This window comes from Pseudomonas sp. C32, from assembly GCF_030417915.1.
In the GTDB taxonomy this organism is placed as follows: Bacteria; Pseudomonadota; Gammaproteobacteria; order Pseudomonadales; family Pseudomonadaceae; genus Aquipseudomonas.
Map to the genome: position 1 here is coordinate 60,712 of NZ_JAUHUK010000027.1, position 10,527 is coordinate 71,238.

At 59.8% G+C, this 10,527-nt stretch carries 12 protein-coding genes; 7 read left to right on the forward strand and 5 right to left on the reverse strand.

The window, feature by feature from the left end; all coding sequences use genetic code 11:
• Positions 1-135 precede the first annotated feature (135 nt).
• The 7 genes from QYH43_RS24435 (at position 136) to QYH43_RS24465 (ending at position 6,621) form a co-directional block, all read left to right on the forward strand.
• Positions 136-1,050 carry a branched-chain amino acid ABC transporter permease LivH gene (locus tag QYH43_RS24435; protein WP_095056344.1) on the forward strand — a complete coding sequence of 305 codons (915 nt, stop codon included), beginning with the start codon at positions 136-138 and terminating at the stop codon, positions 1,048-1,050.
• A 3-nt stretch (positions 1,051-1,053) separates the two neighbouring features.
• A complete protein-coding gene (livM, locus tag QYH43_RS24440) occupies positions 1,054-2,337 on the forward strand; it encodes a high-affinity branched-chain amino acid ABC transporter permease LivM (protein ID WP_095056343.1) in 1,284 nt (427 codons plus the stop codon).
• Positions 2,334-3,209 (forward strand): ABC transporter ATP-binding protein, encoded by an 876-nt coding sequence (locus QYH43_RS24445; protein ID WP_095056342.1) that lies wholly within the window; start codon positions 2,334-2,336, stop codon positions 3,207-3,209. The genes livM and QYH43_RS24445 overlap by 4 nt, the downstream gene beginning before the upstream one ends.
• Complete coding sequence (locus QYH43_RS24450) at positions 3,206-3,922, forward strand: ABC transporter ATP-binding protein (RefSeq protein ID WP_095056341.1); 717 nt, start codon at positions 3,206-3,208, stop codon at positions 3,920-3,922. The genes QYH43_RS24445 and QYH43_RS24450 overlap by 4 nt, the downstream gene beginning before the upstream one ends.
• A gap of 305 nt (positions 3,923-4,227) precedes the next feature.
• Complete coding sequence (locus QYH43_RS24455) at positions 4,228-4,476, forward strand: hypothetical protein (RefSeq protein ID WP_095056340.1); 249 nt, start codon at positions 4,228-4,230, stop codon at positions 4,474-4,476.
• Positions 4,477-4,773: 297 nt separating this feature from the next.
• On the forward strand, positions 4,774-5,535 hold the full coding sequence (locus QYH43_RS24460; RefSeq protein WP_095056339.1) for an SDR family oxidoreductase: 762 nt from the start codon (positions 4,774-4,776) through the stop codon (positions 5,533-5,535).
• Positions 5,536-5,715: 180 nt separating this feature from the next.
• On the forward strand, positions 5,716-6,621 hold the full coding sequence (locus QYH43_RS24465; protein ID WP_095056338.1) for a cation diffusion facilitator family transporter: 906 nt from the start codon (positions 5,716-5,718) through the stop codon (positions 6,619-6,621).
• Positions 6,622-6,624: 3 nt separating this feature from the next.
• On the opposite strand, the gene QYH43_RS24470 is transcribed toward QYH43_RS24465, so the two are convergent.
• From QYH43_RS24470 to ureE, 5 genes are all read right to left on the reverse strand, one after another.
• Complete coding sequence (locus QYH43_RS24470; protein WP_301158271.1) at positions 6,625-7,758, reverse strand: AGE family epimerase/isomerase; 1,134 nt, start codon at positions 7,756-7,758, stop codon at positions 6,625-6,627.
• Between the two features lie 117 nt (positions 7,759-7,875).
• Positions 7,876-8,448 (reverse strand): HupE/UreJ family protein, encoded by a 573-nt coding sequence (locus QYH43_RS24475; protein ID WP_095152264.1) that lies wholly within the window; start codon positions 8,446-8,448, stop codon positions 7,876-7,878.
• Between the two features lie 29 nt (positions 8,449-8,477).
• On the reverse strand, positions 8,478-9,092 hold the full coding sequence (ureG, locus tag QYH43_RS24480) for an urease accessory protein UreG (RefSeq protein ID WP_095152265.1): 615 nt from the start codon (positions 9,090-9,092) through the stop codon (positions 8,478-8,480).
• Between the two features lie 23 nt (positions 9,093-9,115).
• The gene (locus tag QYH43_RS24485) at positions 9,116-9,790 is read right to left on the reverse strand and encodes an urease accessory protein UreF (protein ID WP_095152266.1); all 675 of its coding nucleotides are present in this window, start codon (positions 9,788-9,790) and stop codon (positions 9,116-9,118) included.
• Positions 9,787-10,287 carry an urease accessory protein UreE gene (gene ureE / locus QYH43_RS24490; RefSeq protein ID WP_095056333.1) on the reverse strand — a complete coding sequence of 167 codons (501 nt, stop codon included), beginning with the start codon at positions 10,285-10,287 and terminating at the stop codon, positions 9,787-9,789. The genes QYH43_RS24485 and ureE overlap by 4 nt, the downstream gene beginning before the upstream one ends.
• Positions 10,288-10,527 lie beyond the last annotated feature (240 nt).

The window sequence follows — 10,527 nt, forward strand, 5'->3', positions numbered from 1 at the left end:
TGGCAAGCCAGCTCCTACAGGGGCCGGTGAGCGCTGCCTGTTCGTGTCTGACATTGCTCCGACGTATATCTGTATTTTCCTTAGAAGAACCGCACCCCCACAGGAGTGCAGGTTCTCATTGCGTGAGATTGCGTTATGGATGGTATTTTCCTGCAGCAACTGGTCAACGGCCTGACCCTCGGGTCGGTCTATGGCCTGATCGCCATCGGCTACACAATGGTCTATGGCATCATCGGCATGATCAACTTCGCCCACGGCGAGGTTTACATGATTTCCGCTTACCTCGCGGCGATCAGTCTGGCTCTGCTGGCATACTTCGGTATTGAATCCTTCCCTCTGCTGATGCTTGGCACACTGATCTTCACCATCGTCGTCACGGCGGTGTATGGCTGGGTCATCGAGCGTGTCGCCTACAAACCCCTGCGTAACTCCACCCGACTGGCACCCTTGATCAGCGCCATCGGTATTTCGCTGATCCTGCAAAACTATGCGCAGATCGCTCAGGGCGCCCGCCAACAAGGCGTACCGACCCTGCTGACCGGTGCATGGCGCGTCGATGTCGGAAGCGGCTTCGTCCAGCTCACCTACACCAAAATCTTCATCCTGGTCGCCGCATTTGCCGGGATGGCCCTGCTGACCTACGTCATCAAGTACACCAAGCTCGGCCGTATGTGCCGCGCGACCCAACAAGACCGCAAGATGGCTTCGATCCTCGGGATCAACACCGACCGGGTGATTTCCTATGTGTTCATCATCGGTGCAGCGATGGCGGCCCTGGCCGGCGTACTGATCACCATGAACTACGGCACTTTCGACTTCTACGCGGGCTTCGTCATCGGCATCAAGGCCTTCACCGCGGCGGTACTCGGCGGGATCGGCTCGCTGCCTGGCGCCATGCTCGGCGGGATCATCCTCGGGATTTCCGAGTCGCTGTTCTCCGGTCTGGTCAACTCGGACTACAAAGACGTCTTCAGCTTCTCGCTGCTGGTTCTCGTTCTGGTCTTTCGGCCCCAAGGCCTGCTCGGCCGTCCTCTTGTGTCGAAGGTGTAAGCGATGTCTTCAACCACTAAAAAAACCATTGATGTCAAAAAAAGCCTGGTTGACGCGATTCTTGCCGGTCTCATTGCCCTGATCGTGTTCGGGCCGATTGTCGGCGTCGTGCTCGATGGCTACGGCTTCAACCTGGAAACTTCGCGGGTGGCATGGATCATTGCCATCGTCATGGCGGGGCGTTTTGCCTTGAGCCTGTTTCTGCAAACCCCCAAAGGCCTGAGAATCCTCGAGGGGTTTGAAACCACCGGTTCCGGCGTTCATGTGCTGCCGCCCGACTACAAAACCCGACTGCGCTGGATCATCCCGCTGATCATTGTGATTGCCGTGGTGTTTCCGTTTTTCTCCAACTCCTATCTGTTGGGCGTGGTCATCCTCGGTTTGATCTACGTGCTGCTGGGCCTGGGGCTGAACATTGTGGTCGGGCTGGCCGGCCTGCTTGACCTGGGTTATGTGGCGTTCTACGCCATTGGTGCCTACGGCCTGGCGCTCGGTTACCAGTACCTGGGGCTGGGCTTCTGGACGGTGCTGCCATTGGCGGCGATCACCGCTGGCCTCGCCGGGTGCATCCTCGGTTTTCCGGTGCTGCGTCTGCACGGCGACTATCTGGCGATTGTGACCCTGGGCTTCGGTGAAATCATCCGCTTGATCCTCAACAACTGGCTGTCGCTGACCGGTGGTCCGAACGGCATGCCGGCGCCACTGCCAACGTTCTTCGGCCTGGAGTTCGGCAAGCGGGCGAAGGATGGCGGGGTACCGTTTCACGAGTTCTTTGGCATCGCCTACAACCCGGACGTGAAGTACTACTTCATCTACGCGGTGTTGTTCCTGGTGGTATTGGCCGTGCTGTACATCAAGCATCGTCTGGTCAAGATGCCAGTCGGTCGCGCCTGGGAAGCCCTGCGTGAAGACGAAATCGCCTGCCGCTCCATGGGCCTGAACCACGTGCTGGTCAAACTCTCGGCGTTCACCATCGGTGCATCGACTGCAGGCCTTGCCGGCGTGTTCTTTGCGACCTACCAGGGTTTCGTCAACCCGACCTCGTTTACCTTCTTCGAATCGGCCCTGATCCTCGCCATTGTGGTGCTGGGCGGTATGGGTTCGACCATCGGCGTGGTGATTGCGGCGTTCGTGCTGACCGTCGCCCCTGAACTGCTGCGCGGCTTCGCCGAATACCGCGTGTTGCTGTTCGGCATCCTGATGGTGTTGATGATGATCTGGCGACCGCGCGGCCTGATTCGGATCAGCCGTACCGGTGTGACACCGCGTAAAGGAGTAGCGCCATGAGCGAAGTCGTACTCTCGGTAGAGAAGCTGATGATGCACTTCGGCGGCATCAAGGCGTTGAACGATGTCAGCCTGAAAGTCGAACGCAACTCGATCTTCGCCTTGATCGGCCCTAACGGTGCCGGCAAGACCACGGTGTTCAACTGCCTGACCGGGTTCTACAAGGCCTCGGGCGGCAAGATTGAACTCAACGTGCGGGGCGAGCAGACCAACGTCATCCAACTGCTGGGCGAATCGTTCAAACCGACCGACTTCGTCTCGCCGAAATCCTTTGCCAGTCGCCTGTACTACAAAATGTTCGGCGGCACCCACCTGGTCAACCGCGCAGGCCTGGCACGTACCTTCCAGAATATTCGCCTGTTCAAGGAAATGTCGGTGCTGGAAAACCTGCTGGTGGCGCAACACATGTGGGTCAACCGCAGCATGCTCGCCGGTATCCTCAACACCAAGGGTTATCGCAAGGCTGAAAGCGATGCACTGGACCACGCGTTCTACTGGCTGGAAGTGGTGGACCTGGTGGACTGCGCCAACCGTCTGGCCGGTGAGCTGTCCTACGGTCAGCAACGTCGTCTGGAAATCGCCCGGGCCATGTGCACCCGTCCGCAGATCATCTGCCTCGACGAGCCGGCTGCCGGCCTCAACCCTCAGGAAACCGAAGCGCTGAGCGCGATGATCCGGCTGCTGCGCGACGAGCACGATCTGACCGTGGTGCTGATCGAACACGACATGGGCATGGTAATGAGCATTTCCGACCACATCGTGGTGCTGGACCACGGCATCGTCATCGCCGAGGGTGGACCCGATGCGATTCGTAACGATCCGAAAGTGATTGCGGCCTACCTGGGCGCCGATGAAGAGGAAGTGGTGCTATGAGCCAACCCATCCTCGAACTCAAGGAACTGGATGTGTTCTACGGGCCGATCCAGGCCCTGAAAGGTGTCTCGCTGCACATCAACGAAGGGGAAACCGTCAGCCTGATCGGCTCCAACGGTGCCGGCAAGTCGACCCTGCTGATGTCGATCTTCGGCCAGCCAAGGGCAGCGGACGGGCAGATCCTCTATCAGGGTGTGGACATCACTCACAAGTCGTCGCACTACATTGCTTCCAACGGCATCGCGCAATCGCCGGAAGGGCGGCGGGTGTTCCCCGACATGACCGTCGAGGAAAACCTGCTGATGGGTACCATCCCTATCGGCGACAAGTACGCCAAGGAAGACATGCAGCGCATGTTCGAGTTGTTTCCGCGGCTCGAAGAACGGCGTACCCAGCGTGCGATGACCATGTCCGGCGGCGAGCAGCAAATGCTCGCCATCGCCCGTGCCCTGATGAGCCGACCCAAGTTGCTGCTGCTTGACGAGCCCAGCCTGGGCCTGGCGCCAATCGTGGTGAAGCAGATCTTCGCGACCCTGCGGGAACTGGCCAAGACTGGCATGACCATCTTCCTGGTGGAGCAGAACGCCAACCACGCCCTGCGGCTGTCTGACCGGGCGTATGTGATGGTTAACGGCGAAATCCGCATGACGGGCACTGGCAAGGAACTGTTGGTCAACGAGGATGTGCGTAGCGCTTATCTCGGCGGGCATTGAGTTTTTGTTGTTATGCACAAGCCCCGGCATGCAATCGCCGGGGCTTTTTTACATCTCCCAAACACCGCAATCCCCTGTAGGAGCGAGCCTGCTCGCGAAGATCCCCAGGACAACGCGTTTATCCAGAGTGCTCGCGTTTTCGTTGACGCCCATCGCGAGCAGGCTCGCTCCTACAGGGGTTGTGGTATGCCCGATGGAAATTGTGGAAAACATTATTCCAAAGCTCCCAAAGCGCGACATAAAGCCGCTGCAAATACCTGTTTTGTCACGGTTTTGACTTGTCCCCGTTTGCTGTGGAACCGGCTGTGAATAACGTGGGAGTAGCTGGCTGGAGGCCTTTTAAACCGCGGCTTGCAGAGGTGTGGTTGTTTTTTGATCAGCTGTTTTTGCTCAGCTTTCAAGTCGCTTTGTCAACCTTTTTGTTCGGGGTGAAAATGCATGGAATTGACGTGTGCAAGCCTGTGGATAAGTCTGTGATTAAACTCTGGAAAGAGTCGGCTGAAGGCCGTGGTTACTGGCTTGGCGCCATCGCCGGTTTGACCCGTCAGTCATGAAAATGGCCAAGGGCTGCACGGCAGGTGGTTGAGGGTCAAGCAAAAAAGTTTCAAAACTTCGCGCAAAGCCTTGTGGATAGCGGCTTGCAGCTTTTCCACTTGCCCCCAAAGACTGTGGACCGGCCTGTGGATAACGTGCGCGCACATGGCTGTAGGCCAAGCGGGTCAAGGGCTTGCCGGGATTGAGCGTTTTTTGAACAGTTTGAGCGGTGGTTGCCGCTGTGAACAAGGCCGGGCATGCTGCCTGCTGAATTTCTATTTCAATGGCTGGCGATCAGCCGATGCAAGGAGAACACGATGTCCGACACCCTGTTTATTACCGGCGCGACGTCCGGTTTTGGTGAAGCCTGTGCCCGTCGTTTTGCCGAGGCCGGCTGGAAACTGGTGCTGACTGGCCGTCGTGAAGAGCGCCTCAATGCACTGTGCGCCGAGTTGTCGAAGCAGACCGAGGTCCATGGTCTGGTGCTCGATGTGCGTGATCGCAAGGCCATGGAGGAAGCGATCGGCAATCTGCCGCCGTCCTTTGCCAAGCTACGCGGACTTATCAACAACGCCGGCCTGGCGTTGGGTGCCGACCCGGCACCGAAATGTGATCTGGACGATTGGGACACCATGGTCGATACCAACGTCAAAGGCCTGATGTACAGCACCCGCCTGCTGTTGCCACGCCTGATCGCCCACGGTCGTGGCGCCGGTATCGTCAACCTGGGCTCCATTGCCGGCAATTATCCCTACCCGGGCAGCCACGTGTATGGCGCGACCAAGGCGTTCGTCAAACAGTTCTCCCTGAGCCTGCGCTGCGACCTGCAAGGCACGGGCGTACGGGTCAGCAACATCGAGCCGGGCCTGTGCGAAAGCGAGTTCTCGCTGGTGCGCTTTGCCGGTGACCAGGAGCGCTACAACGCGACCTACGCCGGTGCCGAGCCGATTCAGCCGCAGGACATCGCCGACACCATCTTCTGGGTGCTCAACGCTCCGGCGCACATCAACATCAACAGCCTGGAACTGATGCCGGTCAGCCAGACCTGGGCCGGGTTTGCCATCGATCGAAAGTCTTAAGTCCCAGTGATGGCTATCGCGAGCAAGCTCGCTCCCACAAAGGATCTGCGAACACCGAGAACCGATGTGGAAGCGAGCCTGCTCGCGAAGGGGACGGACCAGACACGCTGGACTTCAGCTAGACTCCTCTTCCAATAATCTCGCCGCATCCTGCGGTCTAGAGGTGTTCGAGGAGAACAAGTGCGCAATCGAGAAGAGCAGCTACTGCTCAAACAATCGACGTTCCTGATGCTCCTGGTGACATTCGCCGGAATCATTACCGGTTTTGTTTCAGGTTCCCAATCGATCCTGTTCGATGGTTTCTTTTCGTTGATCGCCGCCTTCATCAAGGTGTTGATGCTGCTCACCGCCCGGCTGATCGCCAAGGAAAGCAATCAGCGCTTCCAGTTCGGCTCCTGGCACCTGGAACCCATGGTGCTGGTGATCGAAGGCTGTTTCATCTTCCTGGTGGCCGTTTACGCGTTTCTCAACGGTGTGTTCGGCATCATCAATGGAGGCCGCGAGGTCGAGCTCGGTCTGGTGATCCTCTACGCGGCGGTGTTCACCGTCGTTGAGCTGATTTACTTCTTCTACGTCCGCCATCGCAATCGCACGCTCAACTCATCGCTGATCCAGTTCGACAACATCAGTTGGCTGGTGGACGCGATGCTGTCGGCGGGACTGCTGGTGAGTTTCCTTATCGCACTGCTGCTCAAAACGCAGGGATTCGACAAGTGGGCGGTGTATGTCGACCCGATGATCCTGATTCTGCTGGCCTTGGGCATGCTTCCCCCAGCCTTCAAAATCCTCGCTCCGGCCTTACGCGATGTGCTGGGGATCGTCCCGGATCAACTGGACGACAAGGTGCGTCAAGTGATGGAGGTGGCCAAGGTCGAGCATGGTTTCGACGACTACATTTCCTACGTGCAGAAACACGGGCGGGCCTGTTTTATCGAGATTCACATCGTGTTGCCGAAGGATTACTGGCTGGACGGTGTGGGACAACTGGACAGTTTGCGCGAGGAAATATCCACAAACCTCGGTGAGCCGGACGCCGCACGCTGGCTGACGATCAGCTTTACTGGGGATCGCAAGTGGATTGAGTGAAGGTCAGGCGAGGTAGTCGGCCAATCCGCGATAACACGTCGCCAGGTGATACGGCGTGGTGGACGGCATGTCGCGTCGGCTGACTTCACCGCGCTCATCACGACATTCATACCAGCCACCGGCATGCAGGCAGCGCTGCTGCAACGCCTGCAATTGATGCAGCACTGCCGCGTCGCTGTTCGGGCGCAGCGTTAGTGCGCGCAGGTACTCGGCCTGAGCCCAGATGCGCTGCGTCGCGTCCCGAGTGCCGCCGTCCGGCCCTAGGTCGAGCATGGCTCGCACGGCACCGGTCTGCTGATCGACACCCAGTTGCTCGGTAAATGCGAAAGCGAGCTCCAGAGCGTCATGCAGTTTCGAGCTGCGCAACAGGTCGGACGATGCCAGCAAGAAGTACCACTCGAACTGGTGGCCTGGCTCGAACCAGTTATCCACAGACCCCAGCGGTTTCTCCATCAACACGCCATGTTGCGTATCGACGAAGCGTGCCTGCATGGCTGTGCATAACTCGACGAGCGCCAGTTGCACGGCAAGGTCTTCACGTACTGACAGGGTGGCGAGAAAGGCTTCGGCCAAGTGCATCAACGGGTTCTGCAGGGGGCCGCTGTCGAGCGATGACCAGTCACGGTCTAGCGTGGCTTCGTACAGGCCGTCGCCTGTGGCAAAGCGTTGCGCGATCACTTCCAGTGAAGCGTTGAGTACCGATTCCACCAGCGGCTCACGGACCTTGGCCCAGTAATGGGCGCAGGCGAACAGGATGAACGCGTGGGTGTAGAGGTCTTTACGCTGATCCAGCGGCGCACCCTGCGGATCGATGCTGTAGAACCAGCCACCGTGCTCGGCGTCGTGGAAGTGTCGCTGCAAGGAACGGAACAATGCGGCGGCACGCTCTTCGGCGCCCGGCACCTGGCCGATCAAGCTGGCAAACAGATACAGCTGCCGCGCACAGGCCATGGCCCGGTAGCGCTGGGCAGGCAACGGTTGATGCCCTGCGTCGAGCGCCTCATAGGGCAACGCCAGGTCGGCATTCCAGCCCGGGCCTTGCCAAAGCGGCACGATGACGTCCAGAAAGTGCTGTTGCACCGAGGCGAACAGGGCGGTCAATTCAGGCTGGGAGGCGGTGCGGAAAACAGGCGGCATGGGCTGGCGTCGTCACGGCAGGGTTGATTGCGCGACATGTTAGCAGAGAGGCTGACGCGACGGATGCGATCCTCGTAGGAGTTGCCGCAGGCTGCGGCAGCTCCTACGGGAAGGGGGTTAGCCCGCCAGCAACCACGCGCCGGTCGCCGCCGAAGCCCCGCCGGCCAGTCGGATCAGTGGTGCCGCTGCTTGCGGCAACACCCGCACCACGGCATAACCCGCCGCGTGCAACGCTGCTGTGGCCGCGACAAAACCAGCGGCATAAGCCCAGGGGCTCGACATGTCCGGCAGTTCCAGCCCATGAGCTACACCGTGGAACAGCGCAAACAACGCTGTCGCCATAACCGCCATCACCAATGGCGGCCGCACCGCCAGCGCAACCGCCAGACCGAGCGCCAACACCGACGCGGCAATCCCGCTTTCCAGCGCCGGCAGGTTCAATCCTTCAAACCCGAGCATTCCTCCCAGCAACATCGTACCGACGAAGGTGCACGGCAGCGCCCAGCGTGCGGCGCCTTGTTGCTGCGCCGCCCACAGGCCGACTGCGAGCATCGCCAGCAAGTGATCAAGCCCGCCAATCGGATGGCCGATGCCGGCGATCAAACCGTTATCGCCATGCCCCGGGTGGGCGAAGGCAATGGCCGGGGTCAGCAAAAGCGTCAGAGCGCCGAGCATGCATTTGAGTGTCATTGATAAGCTTCCTTGTTGATAAGTCGTCATCAGGCAGCGGTCAGCAAACCCTGGCGTTCGATGAAGGCGATGATTTCATCAAGACCCTGGCCGGTTTTTTGATTGCTGAACACAAACGGCTTGCCGTTGCGCATGCGTTTCGTGTCGCTGTCCATCATCGTCAGCGAAGCGCCCACCAACGGTGCGAGGTCGATTTTGTTGATCACCAGCAGGTCGGATTTGCAGATGCCAGGGCCGCCCTTGCGCGGCAGCTTGTCGCCGGCCGAAACGTCGATCACGTAGATGGTCAGGTCGGACAGTTCGGGGCTGAAGGTCGCCGACAGGTTGTCGCCACCGGACTCCACCAGAATCAGGTCCAGGCCCGGAAAGCGGCGGTTCAGTTGATCCACGGCTTCGAGGTTGATCGAGGCGTCTTCGCGGATCGCCGTGTGCGGACAGCCACCGGTTTCCACGCCGATGATGCGTTCCGGCGCGAGGGCTTCGTTGCGCACCAGAAAGTCGGCGTCTTCGCGGGTGTAGATGTCGTTGGTCACGACGGCCAGGTTGTAACGTTCGCGCAGGGCCAGGCACAGGGCCAGGGTCAGGGCGGTTTTACCGGAGCCGACCGGGCCGCCGATGCCGACGCGCAGAGGTTGTGCGTTCATGTGATTCTCCAAGATAAAAGGCCCTAGGAACGGAACAGACGGCTGTACTGGCGCTCGTGGGCCATACACGCCAGGGACAGGCCGAATGCGGCGCTGCCGTAATGATCGGGATCGATTTGAGTCGCGCTCTGTTGCGCTTGTTGAAGCAACGGCAACAGCTCGCTGGTCAGGCGTTGGGCAGCTTGCTGACCCAGCGGCAGGGTTTTCATCAGCACCGCCAATTGGTTTTCCAGCCAGCTCCAGAGCCACGCAGCCAAGGCGTCTTGCGGGCTGATCTGCCAGGCGCGGGCGGCCAACGCCCAGCCCAGAGCCAGATGCGGCTCGGGGCGTTGATCGAGAAAGGCGCGGGCGGGAGCGTCCAGTTCCGGCAAACCGTTGAGCAGTTGCTGCAACGAGTAGCCCATCTGCCGGCTTTCCTGATGCAACTCGCGGGTTTCACGGCTGGCGCGGTGTTGCTCACAGCGTTGCAGCAACTCGTCCCAGTTTTCCTCATGCGCCGCAACGCAATGGGCAAGTAACAACGGCGCCTCGAAGCGCGCCAGGTTCAGTAACAACTGATCGCTGATCCAGCGCCTGGCACTGTCGGGATCGTGCACACGGCCGTTATCGACCGCCATTTCCAGGCCTTGGGAATAGCTGTAGCCGCCAATCGGCAATTGCGGACTGGCCAGGCGCAGCAGGGCCCAGGCCGGATTCATGTGCGCACGCCGAACTGGTGCAGTTTCGGCGCGTAGTTGAAATCTTCATCGCCATGACGCGAATGGTGATGGCCGCCGCCGTAGGCACCGTGCTCCGGCTGGAACGGTGCTTCCATGTTCTCGGCGCGGGCGCCCAGTTGTTCGAGCATGGCCTTGAGCACGTAGTCGTCGAGCAGACGCAACCAGCCATCGCCGACTTGCAGGGCGACATGGCGGTTGCCCAGGTGATAGGCGGCGCGGGTCAGTTCGAACGCGTTGGCGCAGGTGACGTGCAGCAATTGTTCGGGACGGGCGCAAACGCGGACGATACGCCCGTCTTCGGCTTGCAGGCATTCGCCGTCATACAGCGGCGGCTGACCGCGCTCCAGAAACAACCCGACGTCTTCGCCCTCGGCACTGAAACAGCGCAAACGGCTTTTGCTGCGGGCTTCGAACGTGAGGTGCAGTTCGGCGGCCCAGACGGGTTGAGGGTTGATTCTGCGGTGAATCACCAGCATCGGAAGGCTTCCAGCAATGGACAATGCTGAGGCTAGAGCAAGGGGCTTGCCAATCGGGGAGATGTGTAGGAAATGCCTGTCGGAGGTGTAGGGCGAGAGGCGGTGCGACGAAATCGTGGCAGAAGTTGGTGCGTCATTTCTGGTTTGCGCACCAAGTTGAAGCGACACGGTTAATTGTAGGAGCGAGCTTGCTCGCGATAGCAGTGTAACGGTCACATCGAGGGTGAATTGCATGCCCTC

Bases quoted from the DNA above. Each gene is read 5' to 3' on its own strand.
- QYH43_RS24435 (WP_095056344.1), top strand. From the start codon at position 136: ATGGATGGTATTTTCCTGCAGCAACTGGTCAACGGCCTGACCCTCGGG.
- livM (WP_095056343.1), top strand. From the start codon at position 1,054: ATGTCTTCAACCACTAAAAAAACCATTGATGTCAAAAAAAGCCTGGTT.
- QYH43_RS24445 (WP_095056342.1), top strand. From the start codon at position 2,334: ATGAGCGAAGTCGTACTCTCGGTAGAGAAGCTGATGATGCACTTCGGC.
- QYH43_RS24450 (WP_095056341.1), top strand. From the start codon at position 3,206: ATGAGCCAACCCATCCTCGAACTCAAGGAACTGGATGTGTTCTACGGG.
- QYH43_RS24460 (WP_095056339.1), top strand. From the start codon at position 4,774: ATGTCCGACACCCTGTTTATTACCGGCGCGACGTCCGGTTTTGGTGAA.
- QYH43_RS24470 (WP_301158271.1), bottom strand. From the start codon at position 7,758: ATGCCGCCTGTTTTCCGCACCGCCTCCCAGCCTGAATTGACCGCCCTG.
- QYH43_RS24475 (WP_095152264.1), bottom strand. From the start codon at position 8,448: ATGACACTCAAATGCATGCTCGGCGCTCTGACGCTTTTGCTGACCCCG.
- ureG (WP_095152265.1), bottom strand. From the start codon at position 9,092: ATGAACGCACAACCTCTGCGCGTCGGCATCGGCGGCCCGGTCGGCTCC.
- QYH43_RS24485 (WP_095152266.1), bottom strand. From the start codon at position 9,790: ATGAATCCGGCCTGGGCCCTGCTGCGCCTGGCCAGTCCGCAATTGCCG.
- ureE (WP_095056333.1), bottom strand. From the start codon at position 10,287: ATGCTGGTGATTCACCGCAGAATCAACCCTCAACCCGTCTGGGCCGCC.